Genomic DNA, 24,648 nt, shown 5'->3' on the forward strand with positions numbered 1-24,648 from the left:
AGCGCGTGGGGGGCAGCCGGTCCGGCCGACCTGGCCGGGGGAGCGGCCGCGGCCCTCGACCTGCCTGCCGGGGTGCTGCCCCAACCTGCGGGTCGACCGGCGCGCCGCCTGCGGGATGGACTGACCGTGGCCGAGGACGCCGCCGACCGTCCGTCCGCCCCCGACCCCTCCGTCGTCCCCGAGCAGGAGCGGGCGGCGCTCGAGGAGCTCGCCGTCCGGATCGCGGTCGAGGCGGGACGGCTGGTGCGCGACGAGCGTCCCCGCGCGGTCGACGTCCACCGGACCAAGTCGACCGACCTCGACGTGGTCACCCTCATGGACACCCGCAGCGAGGCGCTGGTGCGCCGTCGTCTCGCCGAGGCCCGGCCCGACGACGGCGTGCTGGGGGAGGAGGAGGGGGTCACCGGCGGCACCTCGGGGCTCACCTGGGTGGTCGACCCGATCGACGGGACGGTGAACTACCTCTACGACCTGCCGGCGTACGCCGTCTCCCTCGCCGTGGTCGTGGGCGACCCCACCCGGCCGGGGGCCTGGAGCCCGGTGGCCGGTGCGGTGGTCGCACCCCGCACCGGCGAGGTCTTCTCGGCCCGGGCCGGTGGCGGCGCCCGCCTGCGCCGGTCCGACCCGGCCGGCGACCACGCCGACGAGGCCCCGGCCCGGTTGCGCGTCAGCGACGTGCGGGACCTGGCAGGGGTGCTGCTGGCGACCGGTTTCGCCTACGACCGGCAGGTGCGCGAGGACCAGGCGCGGGTCGTGGCCGACCTGCTGCCCCGGGTCAGGGACGTGCGCCGGCTGGGTGCCGCGGCGCTGGACCTGTGCCACGTCGCGGCCGGCCGGGTCGACGCCTACTACGAGGTCGGGACGCACGCGTGGGACGTCGCCGCCGGCGCCCTCGTCGTCGCCGAGGCCGGGGGCGTGGTCACCGGGCTCGGGGCCGACGACCCGCCCTCGGAGACCATGGTCGTGGCCGGGGGACCGGCCGCGCACGCCACCGTCCGGGCCGAGGTCGAGCGCCTGCTCCGGCGCGGCTGAGCGGCCGACGCGGGGGCTGTTGGCGCGGAGGCCCTCGATAGGGCACAATCCGCCCGACACGCACGTGACGGTCGAGCGCCGTCGTCGGGCACAAATCCGGCGGCCCGTGCGTTCTGCACCGCTGACGACGCATTCCGCCGGAGCCGAGGAGGACGAGGATGGCGACCGACTACGACGCCCCCCGCAAGAACGACGACGAGCTGAGCGAGGACTCGCTCGAGGAGCTCAAGGCTCGCCGCAACGACAAGTCCTCGGGCAGCGTCGACGTCGACGAGACCGAGCAGGCCGAGGGCTTCGAGCTGCCGGGGGCCGACCTGTCCAACGAGGAGCTGTCGGTGCACGTGCTGCCCCGTCAGCAGGACGAGTTCACCTGCTCGAAGTGCTTCCTGGTGCACCACCGCAGCCAGCTGGCCAAGGAGGTCGGCGGGCTGCCGGTCTGCACCGAGTGCGCGGCCTGAGCCCGACGGGTCCGCCCAGGACCCCGACCGGCGCCCGCGCGCACCCCGAGGGTCCCGACGCCTCGGCCACCACGGTGGCCGGGGCGTACCCTCGAGAGCGATGAGCACACCACCCGCGCCCCCCGTCGTCCCCGTGCTCCTGCGCCGGTTGGACACGGAGCTGCCCGTGCCCTCCGCCGCCCGTGCGGACGACGCCGGGGTCGACCTGCACGCCCGGGAAGGGCTGACCCTGGCCCCGGGCGAGCGGGCCCTGGTGCCGACCGGCGTGGCGCTGGCCCTGCCACCGGGGCACGCGGGCTTCGTCCACCCCCGGTCGGGGCTGGCGGCCCGGCACGGGATCACCGTGGTCAACGCGCCCGGCACCGTGGACGCCGGCTACCGGGGCGAGATCCTCGTCAACCTCCTCAACACCGACCCGCAGGTCCCGTTCACCGTGCGCCGCGGCGACCGCATCGCCCAGCTGGTCGTGCAGGAGGTCGTGCGCCCCGTCTTCGAGGTCGTCGACGAGCTGCCGGCCTCCGAGCGCGGCGAGGGCGGCCACGGGTCCACCGGCACCTGGGGTGCCCGCGCGACCACGACCTCCCCCGTCCCCGACCCCGACCCGAAGGACTGACCCGCCCGTGGCACTGTTTGGCAAGAAGCGCGAACGCCTCTCCGACGAGGACCTCCTCGCCGAGGACGAGGTCGTGGAGACCTCGGTGCGCCCCGAGCCGGCCGACGGCGAGCCGGGGGTCGACCGGGAGTGGGACCGGGCCGGCGACGGCCCCTACGACATCACCGAGTGGTCCGCGCTGGACGGCCGCCTCGACCTGGGCGCGCTGCGCCTGCCGGCCCAGGCGGGTATGCAGATGCGCCTGGACCTGGAGCAGGGCTCCGGGCGGGTGGTCGGGGCCACCCTGACCTTCGGGGCCTCCCAGGTCCAGCTGCAGGTGTTCGCCGCCCCCCGGACCACCGGCCTGTGGGACGAGCTGCGCCCGGACATCGCCCGCGGGATCGTGGAGGCCGGTGGGGCCGCGGAGGCCGTCGACGGCGTCATGGGCAAGGAGCTGCGCGCCCGGATGCCCGGTCGGGCCCCCGACGGCCGGGTGGCCTTCCAGCCGGCCCGCTTCCTCGGGGTGGACGGACCCCGATGGTTCCTGCGGGTGGTCGTCAACGGGCCGGCCGCGGCCGACGACGCGCAGCTGCGTCCGATCCTGGCCTTCGTCCGCAGGGTGGTCGTCCGGCGGGGCGAGGAGCCCCGTCCGCCCCGCGAGGTGCTCGAGCTGACCGCGCCGGCCGGCCTGCTGGAGGCCGCGGCCAAGCAGGCGCAGGCGCGCAAGGAGGCGGCCCAGAAGGCCGCCGCGGCCAAGGCCGCCACCCAGACCCAGCTCCTGCGCACCGCCGACGCAACCCGGCTCACGGGCATCAGCACCCGGCCCGGCGGCCAGCCCGGGTCCGGCGGCCCGGCGGCCCCCGAGGCCCCGTCCGCCCGGCAGGCCGCCGCGCGCCCGAGGGCGGGCGCCACCGCGCCCCCTCCGGCGACCCGCAGCGCGCCGACACCCCCCGGGCCCCGATCAACCCCGACTTCCGGTGACCGCACCCGACGTCGAGGCCACCGTCGAGCAGGTCATCCGGCAGCGGATCGGCGACGCGCTGGGCGGTTGGTACGGCTCCCTGGAGACGGCGCTGCCGACGGTCGCGTTCGTCGTCACCTGGCTCGTCGTCGACGAGGTGCGCACGGCCGTGTGGGCCGCGGCCGCGGTCCTGCTGCTGCTGGGCGGCATCCGTCTCATGGTCGGGGGGTCGTGGCGCTTCCTGGCCTCTGCCGTCCTGGCCACCGCGCTGGCCGCCTTCTTCGCGCTGCGCTCCGGCCAGGCCGAGGACGCCTTCCTGCCGGGGATCCTGCTTAGCGGGCTCTACCTCGTCGGGGCGCTCGTGTCCATCCTGACCCGCTGGCCCCTCGTCGGGTTCGTCGTCGGGATCGGCGATCCCGAGTACGCCCAGGACCCGACCGCGTGGCGCCGCGACCGGGGGCTGGTGCGGGTGGCCTCCCGGCTGACCTGGGTGCTCGTGGCGCTCTTCGCGCTGCGGGTCGCCGTCATGCTGCCGCTGTACCTGGCCGGGGAGGTGGCCCTGCTGGGGGTCGCCAAGATCGGCCTGGGCTGGCCGGCCTACCTGCTGGCCGTCGTCGTCATGGGCTGGCTGCTGGCGACCGGACGGACCCCGCAGACCGACGACGGGACGGGTGCCCGCACCACGCCGGGGGCGCTGCCGTGACCGCGGACCGCCCTCCGGGGCTGGCGGTCGGCGACGAGGTGGTCGTCGACGTCGGTGCGGTCGCGCACGGCGGGCACTGCGTGGCCCGGCACGAGGGCCAGGTCCTCTTCGTGCGGCACACCCTGCCGGGGGAGCGGGTCCGCGCCCGGGTGACCGGTCTGGGACCCCGGGGCAGGTTTGCCCACGCCGACGCCGTGGAGGTGCTCGAGGCCTCCCCCCACCGGGTCGCCCCGCCGTGCCCCTACGCCGGGCCGGGCCGGTGCGGCGGGTGCGACCTGCAGCACGTCGACGTCGCCGAGCAGCGTCGGCTCAAGGCCGCCGTCGTCCGTGAGCAGCTGGCCCGGCTCGGCGGCGTCGCGGACGTCGACGTCGTCTGCGAGCCGGTGCCCGGGGACGAGGAGGGCCTGCGGTGGCGCACCCGCGTCGAGTTCGCCGTCGGCCCCGACGGGGTGGGGCTGCGACGGCACCGCTCCCACGAGGTCCTGCCGCTGAGGGACTGCCTCATCGCGGCCCCCGGCGTCGTCGGCACAGGCGTGCTGGACCGGGCCGCGCCCCGCGGCGTCGCCGCGCTGGACGTGGTCGCCCCCTCGGTGGGGGACCCGGTCGTCGTCCCTCTCGTCGCCGGGGACGAGGGGGCACGCGGACGGGGTGGCGGCCGCCGTCGCGGCGGCGGCGGGCGACGGGCGCCGCATACCCCTCTCCGTCCCCGGGGGCCGGTGCCCACGGTGCAGGAGCAGGTGGGTCCGGACCGGTATGCGGTCTCGGCCCGGGGGTTCTGGCAGGTGCACCCGGGTGCCGCCGCCACCTTCGTCGAGCAGGTGCTGGACTGGCTGGACCCGCAGGAGGGGGAGAGCGTCCTCGACCTCTACGCCGGCGTCGGCCTCTTCGCCCGGCCGCTGGCCGACCGGGTCGGGTCGCACGGGTGGGTGCTGGCCGTCGAGGCCGACCGGGGCGCGGCGGAGTCGGCGACCGGGAACCTCGGCGAACGCCCCTGGGCGAGCGTGCTCGCCTCACCCACCGAGCGCGCCGTCGCGGACCTCGTCGCCGCGGGGGAGCGGGCCGACCTGGTCGTGCTCGACCCGCCGCGGTCGGGCGCCGGGGCGCAGGTCGTCCGCGGGATCGCCGCGCTGCGGCCCCGCGCGGTGGTCTACGTCGCGTGCGACCCCGCCGCGCTGGCCCGCGACGTGCGGACCGCTGCGGAGGAGGGGCTGGAGCTGGTCGAGGTGCGCGCCCTCGACGCCTTCCCGATGACCCACCACGTGGAGACGCTGGCCCTGCTGCGCCCACGGCCCACCTGACGGGCCCGGAGGGCATACGGCAGGATGGGGGGCGGACGGTGGGCGTGTCGAGGTTTGCCCGCGCCACGGCCCGTGAGATATCTTGACGTCAAGATAAATAGCCGCCGAGCGAAGGAGCGAGACGTTGAGCACGAACCCGAACAGCTTCGGTGCCAAGGGCACCCTCGAGGTCGGTGACCAGAGCTACGAGATCTTCCGCATCGGCGGGCTCGAGGGTGCCGAGACGTTGCCCTACTCGTTGAAGGTGCTGCTGGAGAACTTGCTGCGCACCGAGGACGGCAAGAACATCACCGCCGAGCACGTCAACGCCCTCGCCGGCTGGGACCAGGACGCCGAGCCGGACACCGAGATCCAGTTCACCCCGGCGCGCGTCATCATGCAGGACTTCACCGGCGTGCCCTGCATCGTCGACCTGGCCACCATGCGGGAGGCGATGGGGGACCTGGGCGGCGACCCGACGAAGATCAACCCGCTGGCGCCGGCCGAGCTGGTCATCGACCACTCGGTCATCATCGACGTCTTCGGGCGCCAGGACGCCTTCGAGCGCAACGTCGAGATCGAGTACGAGCGCAACGGGGAGCGCTACCAGTTCCTGCGCTGGGGCCAGACCGCGTTCGAGGACTTCAAGGTCGTCCCCCCGGGCACCGGCATCGTGCACCAGGTCAACATCGAGCACCTGGCCCGCACCGTCATGACGCGCGAGGTCGAGGGCCAGCTGCAGGCCTACCCCGACACCTGCGTCGGCACGGACTCGCACACCACGATGGTCAACGGCCTGGGCGTGCTGGGCTGGGGCGTCGGCGGCATCGAGGCCGAGGCGGCGATGCTCGGCCAGCCGGTCTCGATGCTCATCCCGCGCGTGGTGGGCTTCAAGCTGTCCGGCTCCATCCCCGCCGGCGCGACCGCGACCGACGTGGTGCTGACGATCACCGAGATGCTGCGCGACCACGGCGTGGTCGGCAAGTTCGTCGAGTTCTACGGCGACGGCGTCGCGGCGGTGCCGCTGGCCAACCGCGCCACCATCGGCAACATGAGCCCCGAGTTCGGCTCCACCTGCGCGATCTTCCCGATCGACGAGGTCACCCTGGAGTACCTGCGCCTGACCGGCCGCTCGGACGAGCAGGTCGCCCTCGTGGAGGCCTACGCCAAGGAGCAGGGGATGTGGCACGACCCCGAGGGCAACGCCGAGGCGCGCTACAGCGAGTACCTGGAGCTGGACCTGTCCACGGTGGTGCCCTCCATCGCCGGGCCGAAGCGCCCGCAGGACCGGATCGCGCTGTCGGAGTCCAAGCAGCAGTTCGCCGCCGACCTGGAGAACTACACCGAGGGCGGGGTGACCGTCGAGAGCGACGTCGACCGCGAGCTCGAGGGTACCTTCCCCGCCTCGGACGCCCCCTCGCACGACGCGCGCGACGACGACCACGGCAACGGCCACCCGCACCACGTCGAGCACGTGGGGCCCGAGATCGAGCGCGTCAGCCACCCGGTGGAGATCACCATCGACGACGAGCAGGCCACGATCGACCACGGCCACGTGGCGATCGCCTCGATCACCTCATGCACCAACACGTCCAACCCCTCGGTGATGATGGCCTCGGCCATGCTGGCCAAGAACGCCGTCGAGAAGGGCCTCACGGTCCCGCCGTGGGTCAAGACCTCGATGGCGCCGGGGTCCAAGGTCGTCACCGGCTACTTCGACAAGGCCGGCATGTGGCCCTACCTGGAGGCGCTCGGCTTCCACCTGGTCGGCTACGGCTGCACCACCTGCATCGGCAACTCCGGCCCGATCATCGAGGAGGTGTCCGAGGCGGTCAACGAGAACGACCTGGCGGTCGTCTCGGTGCTGTCGGGCAACCGCAACTTCGAGGGCCGGATCAACCCGGACGTGAAGATGAACTACCTGGCCTCCCCGCCGCTGGTCATCGCCTACGCCCTGGCCGGGACGATGGACTTCGACTTCGACAACGAGCCCCTCGGCCAGGACAAGGAGGGCAACGACGTCTACCTCAAGGACATCTGGCCGGCCCCGGAGGACGTCGAGCGCACCATCGCCTCCTCGATCAGCCGGGACATGTTCACCGAGGACTACGCCGACGTCTTCGCCGGCGACGAGCGCTGGCGGTCGCTGTCCACCCCCGAGGGCGACACGTTCGCCTGGGACGACGGGTCGACCTACGTGCGCAAGCCCCCGTACTTCGAGGGCATGCAGGCCGAGCCGGCGCCCGTGGAGGACATCTCCGGTGCCCGGGTGCTGGCCAAGCTGGGCGACTCGGTCACCACCGACCACATCAGCCCGGCCGGCGCGATCAAGGCCGACAGCCCCGCGGGCAAGTACCTCGCCGAGCACGGCATCGAGCGGAAGGACTTCAACTCCTACGGCTCGCGCCGCGGCAACCACGAGGTGATGATCCGGGGCACGTTCGCCAACATCCGGCTGAAGAACCAGCTGCTGGACGGGGTCGAGGGTGGGTTCACCCGGGACTTCACCGCCGGTGGCGAGCAGACGACGATCTACGACGCCGCCCAGAACTACGCCGCCGCCGGGACGCCGCTGGTCATCCTGGCCGGCAAGGAGTACGGCTCCGGCTCCAGCCGCGACTGGGCCGCCAAGGGCACGCGCCTGCTGGGCGTCAAGGCCGTGATCGCCGAGTCCTACGAGCGCATCCACCGGTCCAACCTCATCGGCATGGGCGTGCTCCCGCTGCAGTTCCCGGCCGGTCAGAACGCCGACTCGCTCGGCCTGGACGGCACGGAGACCTTCTCGATCAGCGGGGTCACCGCGCTCAACGAGGGCACCGTGCCGCGGACGGTCGCCGTCACCGCCGAGAAGGAGAGCGGTGAGACGGTCGAGTTCGAGGCCGTCCTGCGCATCGACACTCCCGGCGAGGCGGACTACTACCGCAACGACGGGATCCTGCAGTACGTGCTGCGCTCCCTCGTGGGCAGCGCCGCCTGACGTCGCGGGAGCGGCCCCGAGCGGGTCGCCGCCACGCCCGACGCCCCCGTCGACCACCCGGTCGGCGGGGGCGTCGGCGTGCCCGGCCTCCGCGCACCGACCGGACGTCCGGGCTGGACACCCGAGGGGGAGGTGCCCTAGACTAGGTGACACGTCACGCATTGAGGAGCCGTCATGACCGACCCGACCACCACGCCCGCCACCGTCCGGCAGGACCGGCTGGCCGCCGACACCGCGATGGGCCCGGTGACCCTCGAGGTCGCCGACCTGGCGGGGATGACCGCCTTCTACCGCGACGCCGTCACCCTGCAGGTCCTCGCCGAGGACGGCGACGTCGTCACCATGGGCCGGGGGAGCACCCCGGTCGTCGCCCTGCGCCACCGCCCCCAGCTGCGTCACGCCGCCCCCGGGTCGGCGGGGTTGTTCCACACGGCCATCCTCTTCTCGACGCAGGCGGCCCTGGCGGCCGCCGTCGCCTCGATGGCCAAGGCGCGCGCGCCCTACACCGGCAGCGCCGACCACCTGGTCAGCAAGGCGTTCTACTTCGACGACCCCGAGGGCAACGGCATCGAGCTCTACTGGGACCGGGACCGGACGCAGTGGAGCTGGGTGCACGGCCGCGTGGAGATGGACAACCGCCTCCTCGACGCCGACGCCTTCCTCTGGGAGCACCTGACCCCCGAGGGCCTGGCGCGTCCGGACGCCGGCCCGGCGGTCGTGGGCCACGTCCACCTGTCGGTCGGCGACGTGGGCACGGCCCGCGACTTCTACGTCGACACCCTCGGCTTCGACACCACCCTGGAGTGGGGCGGCGCCGCCCTGTTCGTCAGCGCCGGCGGCTACCACCACCACATGGCGATGAACGTCTGGAACAGCCGGGGCGCCGGCCGCCGCTTCCCCACGCTGGGGCTGGGGCAGGTGGACATCGAGCTGCCGACCCCCGACGACGTCGGGGCGCTGACCGAGCGGATGCGCCACCACGGCGTGCAGAGCGCCGACGACGGGCGCACGGTGACCTTCGAGGACCCGTGGGCCAACCGGCTCCACGTCCGGGTCGCCGGGGCCTGAACGGCCGACCGTGCCCGACTACGGCCACGAGGTGCGGCTGGGGGTGTTCCCGACCCCGGCGGCGGCCGAGCCGCACCGCGCCGTGGAGCTGGGGATCCTGGCCGACACGGCAGGGATCGACCTGGTCACCGTCCAGGACCACCCCTACCAGGCGGCCCACCTGGACAGCTGGACCCTGCTGTCCTGGATCGCCGCCCGGACGACGCACGTCCGGCTCGGGCTCAACGTGGCCAACCTGCCGCTGCGGCCGCCCGTCGTGCTGGCCCGCTCGGTGGCCACCCTGGACCTGCTCTCCGGCGGCCGGGCCGACCTCGGGCTCGGCGCCGGTGCGTTCTGGGACGGGATCGTGGCCGCCGGGGGTCCCCGTCGACGCCCGGGGGAGGCCGTCGACGCGCTCGTCGAGGCGGTCGACGTGGTCCGCCAGGTATGGCGCGGGCAGGGATCGGTGCACGTGGACGGTGAGCACCACCGGGTCAAGGGGCTGCACGCCGGCCCGGCGCCCGCCGGGGACCCGGCCCTGTGGATCGGCGCCTACGGCCCGCGGATGCTGCGGGTGACCGGTCGGCTCGCCGACGGCTGGCTGCCGAGCCTGGGCTACCTGCCGCCGGAGAGGCTCGGCGCGGCCAACGCCAGGATCGACGAGGCGGCGGCCCGGGCCGGGAGGGCGCCGCAGGACGTCGTCCGGCTCTACAACGTCCACGGCCGCTTCGGCCGTGGCGGCGGACTGCTCCAGGGCGGTCCGTCGGAGTGGGCCGAGCAGCTGGCCGACCTCGTGCTCGGACACGGCATGTCCACCTTCGTGCTGGCCACCGACGACCCCGGGGCCGTCAGGACGCTCGGCCAGGAGGTCGGTCCGGCGCTGCGCGAGCTGGTGCAGGCCGAGCGGTCCGCGACCGCCGCGGGCGGCGCCGGCGACCCGGCACCGGGGGTCACCACGGTCCCGGCAGGGTCCGGCGCCCCGGCCGTCGACGGCACGGTCCCGCCGGGCATCACGCCCACCCCCGACGACGGCACCCGGCTCACCGGCGAGCTGGCCTGGGACGAGGACTCCCGTCCCAGCGCGCCCGCGCCCGAGGGGGAGCCGGCGGCATACTCCACCGAACGGCTGGCCCTGCCCCAGCACCTCATCGACATCCACGACCACCTGCGCGGCGAGCTGGCCTCCGTCCGGGACGTCGTCGACCAGGTCCGTCGCGGCCACCTGCAGGTGGGCCAGGCGCGATCGGTCGTCAACACGATGGCCATGCGGCAGAACAACTGGACGCTGGGGGCGTTCTGCGAGTCGTACTGCCGGATCGTCACCGGGCACCACACCCTGGAGGACCGGTCGGTCTTCCCGCACCTGCGCCGCCTGGAGCCCGGCCTGGCCCCGGTGCTGGACCGGCTGGAGGAGGAGCACGAGGTGATCGCCGACGTGCTCGACCGGCTCGACCGCGCGCTGGTCGCCCTCGTCGACGAGGAGGGCTACGGGCAGGGGGCGCGGGACGCGCTCGACGAGCTGGGCCGCAGCGTCGACCTGCTCACCGACACCCTGCTGTCCCACCTCTCCTACGAGGAGCGCGAGCTGGTCGGCCCGCTGGCCCGGCACGGCTTCGGCTGAGACCGGGGGCTCAGGGGGTGTGCCACTCCACGACGAGCCCCGCCTTCTGCCCGAAGCGCTCCAGGTGGGACCCGACGACGTGGGTCAGCCGCTCAGCGACCTCGGGGCTGCTGCCCTCGACCTCCAGCCGCAGCACGTCCGGGCGGGTGGTGTCCATCAGGCAGCGGGCCGATCCGTGCTCGCCGTCCATCACCACCTGGGGTCCGGACGGCGTCTCCTCCTGGGTGAGCTTGCGCCCCAGGTGGGAGGCCAGTTGCTTGGCCCAGCGGGCCGGGGTGTCGGTGCGCACGTCGGCGCGGACGGTGGTCATCGGGAGAGGCTCCTGTCGGGGGAGGGGACGAGGTCGGGGTCGGTGGCTGGGGCGTCGACCGGCACGGAGGGCGGGTCCTCGACGGGGGCGCGTCGCCGTGGTGGGCCGCGACCGGCGCACCGGGTGTCCAGTAGACGCCCAGACGCATGCCGTGCAAATCCTGCACGACGATGTCCATGTCGAAGACCTCGCGCAGCACCTCGCGCCGGATGATCTGGGAGGGCGGCCCGGCCGCGACGACGGCGCCGTCCCGCATGGCCACGATGTGGTCGGAGTAGGCGGAGGCGAAGTTGATGTCGTGCAGCACCACCACCACCGTCTTGCCGAGCTCGTCGACCGCGCGGCGGAGCAGGGCCATCGTGTGCGCCGAGTGCTTCATGTCGAGGTTGTTCAGCGGCTCGTCCAGGAGCAGGTAGTCGGTGTCCTGCGCCAGCACCATGCCGAGGAAGGCACGCTGGCGCTGCCCGCCGGAAAGCTGGTCGAGGTACCGGTCCCGGAAGGCCCCCAGGTCGACCCACTCCAGCGCCTGCTCGGCGATGCGGTGACACTCCGGCGTGAGCCGCCCCTTGCTGTAGGGGAAGCGCCCGAAACGCACCAGGTCGATCACGGTCAGCCGGGCGGTCACGTGGTTGTCCTGCCGCAGCACGGCCAGCTGCCGGGCCACCTGGTCGGCCGGCGCCCGGAGCACGTCGAGGTCGCCGACGACCACGTGGCCGCGGTCGGGGGTCAGCATGCGCGCGACGACCGACAGCAGGGTCGACTTCCCGGCGCCGTTGGACCCCACCAGCGAGGTGAGCGCGCCCCGGGGGATCTGCAGGTCGACGGCGTCCAGCACCGGGGTGCTGCCGTCGTAGGAGTGGTGGACGTCGGAGACGGTGATCACAGGCGGGAGGTCCTCATGAGCAGGAGCAGGAAGTAGACGCCGCCGACGAGGTTGACGACGACCGAGAGCGTGGTGCGCAGGTCGAACAGGTGGGTGACGAGCAGCTGGCCGACCACGCAGCAGAGGACCCCGACCAGGCCGAGGCGGGGACCAGGACGGTGTGCCGGTGGCTGCGCACGACCTGGCGGGCCAGATTGGCCACGATGAGTCCGAGGAAGAGCATCGGCCCCACGAGCGCTGCCGAGGCGGCCACCAGCACGGTGACCGTCACGAGCACCCGGCGCACGACGCGGTGGTAGTCCACGCCCAGGGCCACGGCGTTGTCCCGGCCCAGGTCGATCACGTCCACCGCGCGCAGCAGCGGCCACATGGCGACCAGGCCGACGACGGTGGCGACCGCGGTCACGAGCAGCAGCCGGGTGTCCACGGTGGTGAAGCTGGCGAAGGTCAGCTGCTGCAGGGTGAGGAAGTCGTCGGGGTCGAGCACCCGGGAGGCCAGGGTGGTGAGCGAGCCGAAGAAAGTGCCCATGACGATGCCCACCAGCACCAGGACGAACAGGTTGCGGCTGCGCGCGCGGAACAGCCAGGAGAACAGGAGCAGGCCGAAGGCGGTCAGCACCGCCGTGTTGAGGGCGAAGCGCGGCAGGACGCCCAGCAGCAGCGCCCCCGACCCGAAGGCCGTGACCAGCACCGTCTGCACGAGCACGTAGACCGAGTCGAAGCCCATCACCCCGGGGGTGAGGATCCGGTTGCCGGCGATCGTCTGGAACACGAGGCTGGAGGCCCCGACGGCCGCACCCACGACGACGAGGGCCCCGGCCTGACGGCCGCGCAGGTCGAGGGCGTAGGACCAGCTTCCGCGCACGTCCCAGGTCAGGTATGCCGCGAGCGCGGTCAGGGTGAGGAGCGCCAGGACGACCATCGTGCGCCGGACGTGCCGCTCCCGCGCCTGTTCCGGGCCGGCGCCGTCCAGCTGTGGCAGGGGGCCGCGGTCGGAGGCGCGTAGGACGGTGGTGCTCATCGCGCTGCTCCTGCCGTCCGGGCCGCCGGGCGGGTGGAGCGCAGGATCAGCCAGATGAACACGCCGCGCCCACGACGCCGGCCACGACGCTGACCGGGATCTCGTAGGGGTGGATCAGGGTGCGACCGACGATGTCGCAGGCGAGGACGAAACCGGCTCCGGCCAGGGCCGTGACGGGCAGGATGCGGCGCACGTTGTCGCCGAGGAAGAGCGAGACGATGTTGGGGACGATCAGCCCCAGGAAGGGGATGGCGCCGACGACGACCACGACCGTGGCTGCCATCACCGACACGACCACCAGCCCCGTATAGAGGATGGTGGTGTAGCGCACCCCCAGGTTGACGGCGAACTCGCGGCCCATCCCGACGACGGTGAACCGGTCGGCGAACAGGTAGCCGACCACCCCCACCAGCAGCACGAGGTAGAGCGGCTCGTACATCCCGGCCATCATGCTGGAGAAGGACCCGCTGCTCCAGATCTCCAGCAGCTGGAGCAGGTCGCGCTGGTAGGCGATGAACGTGGTCACCGAGCCGATGACGCCGCCGTACATGAGGCCGACCAGGGCGACGACGACCGGGTCCCGGAAGCGGATCCGGTGCAGCAGGTGCAGGAAGACCATCGTGCCGAGGATCCCGGTGCCGATGGCGAAGGTCATCTTCCCGACCAGGCCGACCTGGGGCAGGAAGAGGGTGGCCAGCAGCACCCCGAGCACGGCCGCCTCGGTCGTCCCGGAGGTGGACGGGGAGACGAAGGAGTTCTGGGTGATCCGCTGCATGATCATGCCGGCGACGGCGAGCGCAGCTCCGGCCAGCAGCACGGCCACGGTGCGCGGCAGCCGCGCGACCGAGAGGATCCGCCACTGGTCCTCGGTGGGGGAGAGCAGGTCGCCCAGCGGGATCGGGACGGCACCGATCCCCAGGGACAGGTAGGCACCCGCCAGGACGGCCAGCAGCGAGGCGGCGTAGACGAGCCGCCACCGCGTCGCCCCGCCGGCGGTCGTGGTGACCGCGGCGGGGGGTTGGACGTCGTTGTGGGGGGCACTGTCAGCCGGCGTCCGGCAGGCTCGCGCGGACGTCGTCGACCATCTGCTGGATCGAGCTGGGTGCGCTCGTGGCCAGGTACCAGGCGAAGCCGTCGACCTCGACCACACGGCCGTCCTGGACGGCCGTGGTCGTGTTGGCCAGGCCGTTGTTCAGCACGTCCAGCGCCGGGGTCTGCTCGTCGTCCCCGATCGCCTTGGCCCGGTCGAGCACAAAGAGGACGTCGGGGTCGTACTGGACGAAGAACTCCTGGCTGATCTCGTCGCCGTGGCCGCCGCCCTCCTGGAGGGGCGCTTCGGTCGGCGCGTAGCCGAAGTCCTCGTAGACCAGACCGAAGCGTGAGCCCGGACCGTAGGCCGAGACCGTGCCGTCGGAGACCTGGACGACCATCGCCGTGTCACCGCTGGCGGAGATCTGCGACTCCAGCTCCGCGATCTGGGACTCCAGGTCGTCCATGAGCGTGGCCGCCTCGTCCTCGACCGCGAAGATCTGGCCCAGCTGCTCGACCCGCTCCCGGGTCTGCGGAATCACCTCGGCCGGTTCTTCGGCGCGGACCGACAGGTCGATGACGGTGGTGAACTTCTCGAACTCGGCGACGACCTCCGGGGTGCCGCTGCGGCTGCCGACGATGACGACGTCGGGTGCCATGCCCTCGATGGCCTCGTAGTCCGGCTCGAACACGTCGCCGACCTTGGGGACGTCCTCGCCCTCGTAGATCGCCAGGTCCTCGGGCAGGCCGCTGACCGGAGCGGGGACGGCGTCGGCCTGCACGCCCAGGTCGGTCAGGGCGCGGATGACGCTCCAGTCGGTGACCACGACCATCTCGGGGTCGACGGGCACCTCGACCGTGCGGTCCTGCGCGTCGGTGATGCTCACGGTGGCGGCCTGCGGGTCGCTCGTCGTGGAGACGTCGGCCGCCTCAGCCGCGGTGCCGGCGGTCTGGGGCGTGTCGGTGCTGCCGCAGGCGGTCAGCGTCAGGGCGAGGGCGGCGGCGCCTACGGCGTGCCGAGAGTGTCGGAACATGGTCTCCGTCCAGGACTTCGATGATTAGGCAAGGGTTACCTAAGCATCCTTTCGTTGTTTTTCCAACATGGGTATGTCGTAAGTGCACGAGGCGTGACCGACGCCGGTGAGGAGTCGTACACTTGTTCGCATGTCGACCGGACCTCCTGGCTGGCCCGACCGGGTGCCCCCAGCGGGGGTGCCCGGCTGGGAAGAGGCGGCGGTGTCCTGGTTACTGGACCAGTGCCCGGCCGACTACCGCGCCTACCAGGCCTGGCGCCGTCACCCGACGGCGCTGGCGTGGATGGCCACCCGGCACCTGGAGGCCCAGCTGGCGGCGATGCGCGGCGCCTGGCGGGACGTGCGGCCCGAGCTGGGCCCGGTGCTGCCCCCGGGGACCCTCGGGGACGTCCTCGAGTCACTGACCAGGGAGGGCCTGCGGCTACGGGCCGCGCACCGGGCGGCCGGGCTGCTGCTGGAGGCGCTGCGGCTGCGGGCACCGATGCGGTAGGACGCCGGTCGCCCGGCCGTGCCACGATGGACCATGGCCAAGAACCGCATCCCCCGTCTGGACCGCAAGATCTACGAGGCCGAGCTGCTCCGGCTCCAGGGTGAGTTGGTGCAGATGCAGGAGTGGGTCCGCGAGACCGGCCAGCGGGTGGTGATCGTCTTCGAGGGGCGCGACGCCGCCGGCAAGGGCGGGGCGATCAAGCGGGTCACCGAGTACCTCTCACCCCGGCAGGCGCAGATCGTCGCGCTGCCCACGCCGACCGAGCGGCAGAAGACGCAGTGGTACTTCCAGCGCTACGTCGAGCACCTCCCCGCCGCGGGGGAGATCCGGCTGTTCGACCGGTCCTGGTACAACCGGGCGGGCGTGGAACGGGTGATGGGCTACTGCACGCCCGAGGAGCACCGGCGGTTCCTGCAGCAGTGCCCGATCTTCGAGCGGATGCTCATCGACGACGGCGTCCTGCTGCGCAAGTACTGGTTCTCGGTCAGCGACGCCGAGCAGGAACGACGGTTCCGTTCCCGGCTGGAGGACCCGATGAGACGGTGGAAGCTCTCCGGCACCGACCTGGAGAGCCTGACCCGGTGGGAGGACTACAGCCGGGCCAAGGACGAGATGTTCGTGCACACCGACATCCCCGAGGCCCGGTGGAACGTCGTCGAGAGCGACGACAAGCGGTCGGCCCGGATCAACATGATCGCCCACTTGCTGTCCTCGCTGCCGTGGCACCAGGTCGACCTGCCCGAGCTGCAGATGCCGGACCGGCCGGCCTCGACGGGCTACCAGCGCACCGACCGCTCCCTGCAGCTGCAGGTCCCCGACCATGCCGCCGAGGTCGCGCACGCCCAGGGTCAGAAGCTCGTGCGGCGCTCCCGGGAGGACATGGACTGACCGTCACGTCCAGCGCGCTCGCAGGCGCGGGACCGTACACTGGGTCGGCCTCTCGCCGACGTCGTCGACCCCCGACAGGAGCACGCCCCGTGGCACTCATGCGGACCATCACCGGCCCGACCGCCCTCAAACGACTCTCCGCCCGGCAGGTCGAGACGCTGGCCGCGGAGATCCGGGACTACCTCATCAGCTCGGTCTCGCGCACCGGCGGCCACCTGGGGCCCAACCTGGGGGTCGTCGAGCTGACCATCGCCCTGCACCGGGTCTTCGACTCGCCGCGCGACACCATCCTGTTCGACACCGGGCACATCTCCTACGTGCACAAGCTGCTGACCGGGCGGCACGACTTCTCCACGCTCCGCAAGCAGGGCGGACTGTCGGGCTACCCCAGCCGCGCCGAGTCCGACCACGACGTCGTCGAGAACTCGCACGCCTCCACCTCGCTGTCCTGGGCGATCGGCATCGCGGCGGGCCGCAAGCTGCGGGGCGAGACCGACCGGCACACGGTGGCCGTGATCGGGGACGGTGCCCTGACCGGGGGCATGGTCTGGGAGGCGCTGAACAACATCGCCGAGCACCGCGACCTGCCGCTCATCATCGTCATCAACGACAACGAGCGCTCCTACGCCCCGACGCGCGGCGGGATGGCCGACTACCTGGCGTCCCTGCGCGCCACCCAGGAGTACGAGCACGTGCTCTCCTGGGGCAAGCGGCAGCTCAACCGGACGCCGCTGGTGGGCCGGCAGGTCTACGAGACCTGCACGGGATGAAGAAGGGCCTGAAGGACATCGTCAGCCCGCAGGGCATGTTCGAGGACCTGGGCCTGAAGTACCTGGGCCCGGTGGACGGGCACGACGCCGAGGCGATGGAGACGGCCCTGCGCCGGGCGCACGACTACGGCGGGGTCGTCCTGGTCCACGCCATCACCGAGAAGGGGCACGGCTACGACCCGGCGACGGCGGACGAGGCCGACCGCTTCCACGCCGTCGGCGTGATCAACCCCGAGACCGGCCTGCCGCTGGAGCTGTCCGGGCGCAGCTGGACCGACGAGTTCAGCGACGAGATGGTGCGCCTGGGCAAGGAGCGGGACGACGTCGTGGCGCTCACCGCCTCCATGCTCATCCCGGTGGGGCTGCAGCCGTTCGCCGAGCGCTACCCCGAGCGCGTCTTCGACGTCGGCATCGCCGAGCAGCACGCCGTCACGATGGCGGCCGGACTGTCCTTCGCCGGGCTGCACCCGGTCGTCAGCGTCTACGCCACCTTCCTCAACCGTGCCTTCGACCAGCTGCTCATGGACTGTGCCCTGCACCGGCAGGGGGTCACCTTCGTCCTCGACCGGGCCGGGATCACCGGCACCGACGGGGCCAGCCACAACGGGATGTGGGACCTGACCCTGCTGAGCATGGTGCCCGGGGTGCGCGTGGCCGCGCCCCGCGACGGGCAGCAGGTGGCCCGGATGCTGCGCGAGGCGGTGGACGTCGACGACGCACCGACGGTGGTCCGCTTCCCCAAGGGCACGGTCGGAGAGCCGGTCGAGGCGGTGCGCCGGTCCGGCACGGTCGACGTCCTGCGGGACCCCGTGCCGGTCGATGGCGCCGCCGAGGACGACCAGCAGGGGGTCGACCTGCTGCTCGTCGGGGTCGGGGCCATGGCTACGACCGCGCTCGAGGTCGCCGACAAGCTGTTCGCGGAGGGGCGTGCCGTCCGCGTCGTCGACCCCCGATGGGTGATCCCGGTCAGCGACGACCTCGTCGAGATGGCCAGGTCGTCCCGGTCCGTCGGCGTCATCGAGGACTCCCTCGTCGGCGGCGTCGCCGGACGGATCGGTCAGGCCCTGGCCGACGCCGGGGTGGACGTGCCCGTACACGCCTACGGCATCCCCCAGGAGTTCCTCGACCACGGCTCGCGCGGTCAGGTCCTCGACCGGGTCGGCCTGACCCCCGACGCCGTGGCCACGTCGCTGACGGCCCGGCTGGCCTGAGCGTGCCGGTCCCGGCTCCCGGCCGGGTCACGGTCGTGGTCAACCCGGTCGCCCGGGGCTCACGCGCCGCGGTCGAGACGGTCCGGCAGGCCTGCGCCGCCACGGGACGGGGCGACCCCGTCGTGCTGCCGACCACGGTCGAGGAGCCCGGGGGGCCACAGGCGGTCGAGGCGGTCCGTCGGGGAACGTCCAGGATCGTCGTCGTCGGCGGGGACGGGACCGTGCGGCACGTCGCCGGAGCCCTGGCGGACGAGGGCAGCGCCGGCCCCGGCCGTCCCACCGGGCTGGGGGTCGTCCCGGCGGGCACGGCCAACCTCTTCGCCCGCGGCGCGGCCCTGCCCCTGCGGGACCTGCGGTCCGCGGCGGGACTGGCGGTGTCCGGCCCCGCCCGGCCCACGGACCTGGGCCGGGCGCTCCTACGGACCGCCGACGGCCGGACGCTCGTGGAGCCGTTCCTCGTGGTCGCCGGGGTAGGGCACGACGCCGCGACCCTGGCCGCAGTCCGGCCGGACGCCAAGCACCGGCTGCGCTGGCTGGCCTACTTCGTCCCCGGCCTGGGCCGGCTCGGGCACCCCGGCCACGCGCTGACCCTCGAGCTCGACGGCCACGATGTCGACGCCGGGGAGCTGTGGAGCCTGCTGGCGGTCAACGCGGCCCGGCTCCCCGCCGGGGCCCGCGTCGTCCCCGGGGCCGAGCTGGACGACGGGCGGCTGCACGTGGTGCTGGTCACGCCCAGGCACGTGGGGGACTGGGCCAGGATCGCCGCCACCGGCCTCCGCAGGGTCCCCGCGGCCGACCACCCGGCGCTGCGCTACCGCAGCGGGCGGACGCTGCTGGTCGGCTCGCCCGAACCCGTCCTGGCCCAGGTCGACGGCGACGTCGTCCCCGATATCGTGGGCGGCGAGCTCGCCGTGCTGCCGTCCGCCCTCCGGGTGGCCCGCTGACCCGGCCCCCACCACCCCCCCCCAGGATCGAGGACGAGACCATGGACCCGCGTGCGCTGCAGATCATCAGCCTGACCGGTGGCTGGCGGACCGGCAGGGACGCCGAGGTGCAGGTGCTGCGGATCCTCCGCGACGTGCCTGCGGGGGAGCTGGACGCCGTGCTGGCACCGCTGGACCTCGACGAGGTGGTCGGGGACATCGACAACCACGTGTGGGGCCCGGACCACCGCACCGAGCTGCTCGAGCTGCTGCTGGTGCGACGGCGGGAGGAGCTGTCCCTCCAGACCGTGGCGGAGATCCTCGCCGCGCTGCACCACGGACCGACGCCCCGGCCGCACCAGGAGGCGATCGTGGACGTCCTCACCGACTGCGAGGGCACCGACTTCCACGACCTGAAGTACCGGCTCAACGCCCAGGGCGACTACCACGACCTCGAGCACCTGGTCTTCGACGACGTCGACGAGGACCTGCGGGAACGGCTGCTCGCGCACTTCGCCGAGCAGGCCACGGTCGACGCCACCTCCGACCTGCGCGTCCTGTGCGACATCGACGACACCCTCACCTGCGCGATCCACGACGACCGCTACCCGCGCGGCACGATCTACCCCGGCGTGGTGGCCCTGCTGCACGCCCTCGACGACGGGGCGGCCCAGGAGCCCAACCGGGCCGGTGACCTGACCTTCGTCACCGCCCGCCCCGGCGGGCCGCGCGGTCTGGTCGAGCAGTACACCCGCAACCACCTCGGGGAGCTGGGGCTGCCCCCGCACGCCGTGCTCGGCGGGTCCTTCCTCAACCTGCACACCAAGGCGGCGATCGCCGAGCGCAAGATCCAGAACATGGAGCGCGACCGCCTCCTGTTCCCCGAGTGCCGCATGGTCTTCATCGGCGACAGCGGCCAGGCCGACGGCGACGTGGGCGCGCAGATGCACGAGCGTGATCCCGGCCACATCGTGGGCACGCTCCTGCACAACGTCACCGACCTCGACGAGGAGGCCCGCGGGCAGTGGGCCTCCCGGGGTGTGCACGTCTTCGACACCTACGTCGGCGCCGCGGTCCACGCCGTGCGGCTGGGGCTGCTGCGCACCGACCAGGCCCACGAGGTGGCCCGGGCCGTGCGCACCGGCCTGGGCGCCGTGGACCTGTCGACCGACCAGCGGGACCGGCTGGAGCGGGACCTGGCCGCCGACGTCGCGGCGCTGGAGGCCCTGGCCTGACCCGGTCCGGGCCCGGCGGTGGCGTTCCGCGCGCGGGCCGGGCACAGTGGGGCACGGCAGGCCCGGACCGTCCGGGCGCCGAGGAGGAGACGCATGGCACTCACGAGCAAGGCTTCGACCACCTGGACCGGCAACCTCCCGGACGGTTCGGGACGCACCAGCCTGGACAGCTCCGGTCAGGGCACCTTCGACGTCAGCTGGCAGGCCCGGGCGGAGGCGCACGGGGGCACCACCAACCCCGAGGAGCTCATCGCCGCGGCCCACGCGTCCTGCTACTCGATGGCGTTCGCCGGGGCGCTGGGCAAGAACGGCACCCCGCCCACCCAGCTGGACACGTCCGCCGAGGTCACCTTCGACCCGACCGGCCCGGCGATCACCGGCATCCACCTGACGGTCCGGGCCTCGGTCGAGGGTCTGGACGAGTCGGACTTCCAGCGGATGGCCGAGGGCGCCAAGGAGGGTTGCCCGGTGTCCAAGGCCCTGGCCGGCACCGAGATCACCCTGACGGCCGAGCTGGTCTGACGCCCGCCCGGAGGCGGTCAGGCCCGGGTGATCTCGGCCTGCTCCGCCTCCGGGATCTCGTCCTCCAGCCGGGTGGCCACCACCTTGGCCAGGAGGCCGACGACGACCAGCCCCACGGCGACCGCGACCAGGCCAAGCCAGGTGCTCAGCGTGATCGCGAAGACGACGTAGCCGCCCAGGGCCACCAGCGCACCCAGGACGGCGTAGGGCAGCTGGGTGGTCACGTGCGTGATGACGTTGCACCCGGCCCCCGTGCTGGACAGGATCGTGGTGTCGCTGATGGGGGAGCAGTGGTCGCCCCACACCGCTCCGGCGAGCACGGCGCCGAACGCGGGCAGCAGCAGCTCGGGACCGCCCTCGACGGTGTTCATGATCTGTCCGGCGATCGGCAGCAGGATCCCGAAGGAGCCCCACGAGGTGCCGGTGGAGAAGGCCATCGCGCCGGCGAGGACGAACATCACCGGGATCAGCCAGGCCGGCGGCAGCGCGGTCCGCTCGACGAGGTTGCCGAGGTACTGCCCGGTGCCCAGCTCGGCGATGAGCGAGCCCAGCATCCACGCCAGCAGCAGGATGTAGACGGCCGGCAGCATGGACCGCACCCCCTCCCATAGGCCCCTGCCGAGGGTGGAGGTGGAGAAGCGCGGGTTGGAGGTGGTGTAGCGCAGGTAGTAGTACAGGGCCGTGACCAGACCCAGGAGGCCTCCGTAGAGCAGGGCGTCGGTCACCGCCGTGTTGGCCAGGACGTCCAGCACCGCCCAGCTGCCCCCGGCCTGGTAGCCGGTCCAGACGATCCCGCCCAGGACGCCGGCGACGAGGACGAGGAACGGGATGACCAGCGCCCTCTTGGCCCCCGGCTCGTGCACCGGCAGGTCCTCGGCCAGCTCGCCGGGCACCTCCTCGGAGGAGTCGAAGGTCCGCCCCTCGACGATCGCCCGGCGCTCCTCCCGGCGCATGGGCCCGACGTCGAGCTGCAGCACCACGACGATCCACACCAGCAGGACGGCCGCGATGGCGTAGTAGTTCATCGCCGCCGCGCCGAGGAAGGCCTCGACGTCGCTGACCGCCAGGGCCGACCCGGCCACGATCGGGGCCATGATGCCGATGATGCTGGCGCCCCAGCTGGAGAACGGGGCGAGCACCGCCACCGGGGCCGAGGTGGAGTCGATGATGTAGGCCAGCTTGGCCCGGGCCACGTGCATCCGGTCGGTCACCGGTCGCGCGACCTGGCCCACCGCGAGGGCGTTGAAGTAGTCGTCGATGAAGATGACGATGCCCAGCACGGCGGGCAGCACGGTCGCTCCGCGGCGGGTCCCGATGCGTTCCAGGGCCCAGTCGGCGAACGCCGCGCTGCCGCCCGCCATCATGATGAGGGCCGCGATCATCCCCAGGAGCAGGGTGAAGACGAGGATGTAGACGTAGTAGGTGTTCACCGCCCCCTCGTCCCAGAAGATGCCGGCGAAGGCCTCCCAGACCAGGCGCAGCGTGGGCACGGGGGAGAGGTCGGCCACCAGCAGGGCGCTGGCCAGGACACCCGCCCCCAGGCTGAGCAGGACCTTCCTGGTCGCGATGACGAGGACGATGGCCAGCAGCGGCGGCAGGATCGTCAGGACGGGCAGGTTCTCGGTCATGGTCGGACCCTTCTGAGGAGGTGAGCCCTTCTGAGGAGGTGAGCCCGAGGACGACAGTAGCGGCGACGACGCCGCCTGCACAGGGTCCCGTGGCGGGACGGTCCCTGCGCCGTGGCAGGGTTGGCCCCGTGCCGATGGACACCCAGACCGTGCTCACCCTCCTGCAGGACGTCGCCGCCGAGGTGATCGACCCCCGCTTCCGCGCGTTGGCGGACGGCGAGGTCACCAGCAAGACCCACCCCGGCGACCTCGTCACCGTCGCGGACCGGGAGGCCGAGGTCATCCTCGCCCGTGAGCTGCGCGCGGCCTACCCGGACGCGATGGTGCTGGGGGAGGAGGCGTACGCCGAGGACGCCGACCTGCTGGAGCAGTTCCGCGGGGCCGCGCACGCCTTCACCGTCGACCCGGTCGACGGGACCCGCAACTTCGTGCACGGCTCCCCCGACCACGCGGTGATGGTGGCCGAGGTCCGGGACGGTCGGGCCGAGCGGGCCTGGATCTGGCAGCCTCAGCACCGTCGTGCCTACGTCGCCGAGCGCGGCCAGGGGCTGTGGTGCGACGGACGCCGGGTGAGGCGAGACGCCCCGGGCGCCGACCCCGCCACGTGGCGGGTCCGGGCCTCGGCACGCCGCCTCGTGGGGACCCACCTGGGCCAGGCCGGACCCCTCGGGCTGACCTGGGTCAGCTGCGGGATCGACTACCCCCACCTGGCCGAGGGCGACTGCGACGCCCTCGTCTACCGCGGCACGATGCCCTGGGACCACGTGCCGGGGTCGCTGATGCTCGAGGAGGTGGGCGGGACCGTCCTCACCACCGACGGGGAGCCCTACTCACCCTCCGGCCGGCCCCGCGGCCTGGTCGCCGCCGCCTCGCGGGAGGTCGCCGCCGGCCTGGTCGCCGCCCTGTGACCCTTCCGCGGTGCCCTCGGAGGCGTCCCGGGCGGTGCCCGGCCGGGACCGGTGCCGGGTGGTGTCGTGCACCGCGGCCCGCAGCGCGAGCTCCCGGGCCAGGGTCGTGACCTGCTGCTCCACCTGCCGCATCCGGCGGTAGGACGAGGCCACGTAGCCCAGGAAGACCACGGTCAGCCCGTACAGCAGCAGGTCCGCGCCACGCCCCACGCCCAGGAACTGGGCCACCTGGGTCAGCAGCCGGGGGAAGAGCACCGCCGCGGCGGCCAGCAGGACGAACCCCACGAGCAGGAGCCGGCGGATCGCCTGGTGCCGGGAGTCGGCCGTCGAGGCGTTGAGCATGAGGGTGACGACGACGACGGCCACGAGCAGGACCGCCTTGATGAGCGGCTGGTCCAACGGTTGGTCAAGCACGGGGAGCCCTCACTTCAGCAGGGTGTCGACGAGGATGTTCACCGAGTTGATCAGCGACTGGCCCTTGCGGCGGCTGTAGTCGGTGTAGAGCACGTGGACCGGGTGCTCGGCCCACGGCAGCCCGGTGCGGCCCAGCTGCAGGACGATCTCGGTGGCATGGGCCATCCGGTTCTGCCGCAGGTCCAGGGCGGCCGCGGCGTCCCGGCGCAGCACCCGCAGCCCGTTGTGCGCGTCCGTCAGCCGCATCCCGGTCTGCTGGTTGGTCAGCCACACCGCCGCCTTGAGCACGAGCTTCTTCAGCAGCCCGGGCCTGGTCCGGTCGTCGAGGAAGCGCGACCCGAAGACGACCCCGAGGTCCTCCTCCTCGGCCCGCCGCACCATGGCCGCGGCGTCCTCGACCCGGTGCTGGCCGTCGGCGTCGAAGGTGACCAGGTAGGCGGCGTCCGTCGCCTCGAGCACGTACCGCAGCCCCGTCTGCAGGGCCGCCCCCTGGCCGAGGTTGAACGGGTGCCGCACGACGACCGCACCGGCCTCCCGGGCCCGCTCAACGGAGTCGTCGGTCGAGGCGTCGTCGACGCAGACGACGTGGGGGAACACCTGCCGGGCCTCGGCGACCACCTGCCCGACGACGCTCGCCTCGTCGTACAGGGGGATCACCAGCCAGGCGTCCTCGTGCCGGGGCGATAGGGTCATACCCGTCATTGTCCCGCACCC

The 24,648-nt window shown here is 73.2% G+C and carries 21 protein-coding genes and 3 pseudogenes; 16 read left to right on the top strand and 8 right to left on the bottom strand.

Features of this window, described 5'->3' with window-relative positions; genetic code table 11:
• Positions 1–126 precede the first annotated feature (126 nt).
• From BJF81_RS01210 to BJF81_RS01250, 9 genes and pseudogenes are all read left to right on the top strand, one after another.
• Positions 127–1,032, top strand: a complete 906-nt coding sequence (locus tag BJF81_RS01210; RefSeq protein ID WP_075956821.1) for an inositol monophosphatase family protein — start codon at positions 127–129, stop codon at positions 1,030–1,032.
• Positions 1,033–1,190: 158 nt separating this feature from the next.
• A complete protein-coding gene (locus tag BJF81_RS01215; protein ID WP_075956822.1) occupies positions 1,191–1,490 on the top strand; it encodes a DUF4193 domain-containing protein in 300 nt (99 codons plus the stop codon).
• 100 nt (positions 1,491–1,590) lie between these two features.
• Positions 1,591–2,103, top strand: a complete 513-nt coding sequence (gene dut / locus BJF81_RS01220) for a dUTP diphosphatase (RefSeq protein WP_075956823.1) — start codon at positions 1,591–1,593, stop codon at positions 2,101–2,103.
• A gap of 85 nt (positions 2,104–2,188) precedes the next feature.
• A pseudogene (locus BJF81_RS18835) lies at positions 2,189–2,758 on the top strand (DUF3710 domain-containing protein); the annotation flags it as partial.
• Between the two features lie 301 nt (positions 2,759–3,059).
• Entirely contained in the window at positions 3,060–3,746 is a 687-nt protein-coding gene (locus tag BJF81_RS01230; RefSeq protein ID WP_075956825.1) for a DUF3159 domain-containing protein, read from the top strand.
• Positions 3,743–5,044, top strand: a complete 1,302-nt coding sequence (locus BJF81_RS01235) for a class I SAM-dependent RNA methyltransferase (RefSeq protein ID WP_075956826.1) — start codon at positions 3,743–3,745, stop codon at positions 5,042–5,044. Before BJF81_RS01230 ends, BJF81_RS01235 begins: the two co-directional genes overlap by 4 nt.
• Positions 5,045–5,168: 124 nt before the next feature.
• Positions 5,169–8,000: an aconitate hydratase gene (locus BJF81_RS01240; protein ID WP_075956827.1), complete on the top strand. Its 2,832-nt coding sequence runs from the start codon at positions 5,169–5,171 to the stop codon at positions 7,998–8,000.
• A 174-nt stretch (positions 8,001–8,174) separates the two neighbouring features.
• The gene (locus BJF81_RS01245) at positions 8,175–9,068 is read left to right on the top strand and encodes a VOC family protein (protein ID WP_075956828.1); all 894 of its coding nucleotides are present in this window, start codon (positions 8,175–8,177) and stop codon (positions 9,066–9,068) included.
• 10 nt (positions 9,069–9,078) lie between these two features.
• On the top strand, positions 9,079–10,668 hold the full coding sequence (locus BJF81_RS01250; protein WP_075956829.1) for an LLM class flavin-dependent oxidoreductase: 1,590 nt from the start codon (positions 9,079–9,081) through the stop codon (positions 10,666–10,668).
• Positions 10,669–10,678: 10 nt separating this feature from the next.
• Here the strand turns inward: BJF81_RS01250 and BJF81_RS01255 are convergent, their stop codons facing one another.
• The 5 genes and pseudogenes from BJF81_RS01255 to BJF81_RS01275 all read right to left on the bottom strand — a co-directional run bounded on the left by BJF81_RS01255 (position 10,679) and on the right by BJF81_RS01275 (position 14,945).
• Entirely contained in the window at positions 10,679–10,978 is a 300-nt protein-coding gene (locus BJF81_RS01255) for a DUF2218 domain-containing protein (protein ID WP_075956830.1), read from the bottom strand.
• 400 nt (positions 10,979–11,378) lie between these two features.
• A pseudogene (locus BJF81_RS20660) lies at positions 11,379–11,861 on the bottom strand (ATP-binding cassette domain-containing protein); the annotation flags it as partial.
• 13 nt (positions 11,862–11,874) lie between these two features.
• Entirely contained in the window at positions 11,875–12,882 is a 1,008-nt protein-coding gene (locus tag BJF81_RS01265) for an iron chelate uptake ABC transporter family permease subunit (protein ID WP_202817393.1), read from the bottom strand.
• A 46-nt stretch (positions 12,883–12,928) separates the two neighbouring features.
• Entirely contained in the window at positions 12,929–14,032 is a 1,104-nt protein-coding gene (locus tag BJF81_RS01270; RefSeq protein ID WP_237769947.1) for an ABC transporter permease, read from the bottom strand.
• Complete coding sequence (locus BJF81_RS01275; RefSeq protein ID WP_075956832.1) at positions 13,926–14,945, bottom strand: siderophore ABC transporter substrate-binding protein; 1,020 nt, start codon at positions 14,943–14,945, stop codon at positions 13,926–13,928. The genes BJF81_RS01270 and BJF81_RS01275 overlap by 107 nt, the downstream gene beginning before the upstream one ends.
• A 130-nt stretch (positions 14,946–15,075) precedes the next feature.
• Here BJF81_RS01275 and BJF81_RS01280 point away from each other — a divergent pair, with 130 nt between their 5' ends.
• The 6 genes and pseudogenes from BJF81_RS01280 to BJF81_RS01305 all read left to right on the top strand — a co-directional run bounded on the left by BJF81_RS01280 (position 15,076) and on the right by BJF81_RS01305 (position 20,984).
• A complete protein-coding gene (locus BJF81_RS01280; RefSeq protein WP_075956833.1) occupies positions 15,076–15,435 on the top strand; it encodes a hypothetical protein in 360 nt (119 codons plus the stop codon).
• A 33-nt stretch (positions 15,436–15,468) separates the two neighbouring features.
• A complete protein-coding gene (ppk2, locus tag BJF81_RS01285; RefSeq protein ID WP_075956834.1) occupies positions 15,469–16,323 on the top strand; it encodes a polyphosphate kinase 2 in 855 nt (284 codons plus the stop codon).
• An 89-nt stretch (positions 16,324–16,412) separates the two neighbouring features.
• A pseudogene (gene dxs, locus BJF81_RS01290) lies at positions 16,413–18,304 on the top strand (1-deoxy-D-xylulose-5-phosphate synthase).
• Between the two features lie 2 nt (positions 18,305–18,306).
• Positions 18,307–19,248 (top strand): diacylglycerol/lipid kinase family protein, encoded by a 942-nt coding sequence (locus BJF81_RS17115; protein ID WP_075956835.1) that lies wholly within the window; start codon positions 18,307–18,309, stop codon positions 19,246–19,248.
• 41 nt (positions 19,249–19,289) lie between these two features.
• Positions 19,290–20,462, top strand: a complete 1,173-nt coding sequence (locus BJF81_RS01300; RefSeq protein WP_075956836.1) for a phosphatase domain-containing protein — start codon at positions 19,290–19,292, stop codon at positions 20,460–20,462.
• Positions 20,463–20,555: 93 nt separating this feature from the next.
• The gene (locus BJF81_RS01305; protein ID WP_075956837.1) at positions 20,556–20,984 is read left to right on the top strand and encodes an OsmC family protein; all 429 of its coding nucleotides are present in this window, start codon (positions 20,556–20,558) and stop codon (positions 20,982–20,984) included.
• A 17-nt stretch (positions 20,985–21,001) separates the two neighbouring features.
• Here the strand turns inward: BJF81_RS01305 and BJF81_RS01310 are convergent, their stop codons facing one another.
• On the bottom strand, positions 21,002–22,612 hold the full coding sequence (locus tag BJF81_RS01310; protein WP_075956838.1) for a Na+/H+ antiporter NhaC family protein: 1,611 nt from the start codon (positions 22,610–22,612) through the stop codon (positions 21,002–21,004).
• Between the two features lie 134 nt (positions 22,613–22,746).
• Between BJF81_RS01310 and BJF81_RS01315 the strand changes: the two genes are divergently transcribed.
• Positions 22,747–23,520: an inositol monophosphatase family protein gene (locus BJF81_RS01315; RefSeq protein WP_075956873.1), complete on the top strand. Its 774-nt coding sequence runs from the start codon at positions 22,747–22,749 to the stop codon at positions 23,518–23,520.
• Here the strand turns inward: BJF81_RS01315 and BJF81_RS01320 are convergent.
• Both BJF81_RS01320 and BJF81_RS01325 read right to left on the bottom strand, forming a co-directional pair.
• Positions 23,443–23,934, bottom strand: coding sequence for a DUF2304 domain-containing protein (locus tag BJF81_RS01320; RefSeq protein ID WP_202817394.1), 492 nt, complete (start codon positions 23,932–23,934; stop codon positions 23,443–23,445). The two genes, BJF81_RS01315 and BJF81_RS01320, sit on opposite strands and share 78 nt — an antisense overlap.
• A 9-nt stretch (positions 23,935–23,943) precedes the next feature.
• Entirely contained in the window at positions 23,944–24,627 is a 684-nt protein-coding gene (locus tag BJF81_RS01325) for a glycosyltransferase family 2 protein (RefSeq protein WP_237769948.1), read from the bottom strand.
• Between the last annotated feature and the right edge of the window lie 21 nt (positions 24,628–24,648).

Source organism: Ornithinimicrobium sp. CNJ-824 (assembly GCF_001942405.1).
Lineage (GTDB): Bacteria > Actinomycetota > Actinomycetes > Actinomycetales > Dermatophilaceae > Ornithinicoccus > Ornithinicoccus kibberensis.

Coding starts and splice junctions, on each gene's coding strand:
- BJF81_RS01310 (WP_075956838.1), bottom strand. CDS start 22,612: ATGACCGAGAACCTGCCCGTCCTGACGATCCTGCCGCCGCTGCTGGCC.
- BJF81_RS01265 (WP_202817393.1), bottom strand. CDS start 12,882: ATGAGCACCACCGTCCTACGCGCCTCCGACCGCGGCCCCCTGCCACAG.
- BJF81_RS01325 (WP_237769948.1), bottom strand. CDS start 24,627: ATGACCCTATCGCCCCGGCACGAGGACGCCTGGCTGGTGATCCCCCTG.
- BJF81_RS01300 (WP_075956836.1), top strand. CDS start 19,290: ATGGACCCGCGTGCGCTGCAGATCATCAGCCTGACCGGTGGCTGGCGG.
- ppk2 (WP_075956834.1), top strand. CDS start 15,469: ATGGCCAAGAACCGCATCCCCCGTCTGGACCGCAAGATCTACGAGGCC.
- BJF81_RS01215 (WP_075956822.1), top strand. CDS start 1,191: ATGGCGACCGACTACGACGCCCCCCGCAAGAACGACGACGAGCTGAGC.
- BJF81_RS01280 (WP_075956833.1), top strand. CDS start 15,076: ATGTCGACCGGACCTCCTGGCTGGCCCGACCGGGTGCCCCCAGCGGGG.
- BJF81_RS01245 (WP_075956828.1), top strand. CDS start 8,175: ATGACCGACCCGACCACCACGCCCGCCACCGTCCGGCAGGACCGGCTG.
- BJF81_RS01255 (WP_075956830.1), bottom strand. CDS start 10,978: ATGACCACCGTCCGCGCCGACGTGCGCACCGACACCCCGGCCCGCTGG.
- dut (WP_075956823.1), top strand. CDS start 1,591: ATGAGCACACCACCCGCGCCCCCCGTCGTCCCCGTGCTCCTGCGCCGG.
- BJF81_RS01275 (WP_075956832.1), bottom strand. CDS start 14,945: ATGTTCCGACACTCTCGGCACGCCGTAGGCGCCGCCGCCCTCGCCCTG.
- BJF81_RS01315 (WP_075956873.1), top strand. CDS start 22,747: ATGGACACCCAGACCGTGCTCACCCTCCTGCAGGACGTCGCCGCCGAG.
- BJF81_RS01305 (WP_075956837.1), top strand. CDS start 20,556: ATGGCACTCACGAGCAAGGCTTCGACCACCTGGACCGGCAACCTCCCG.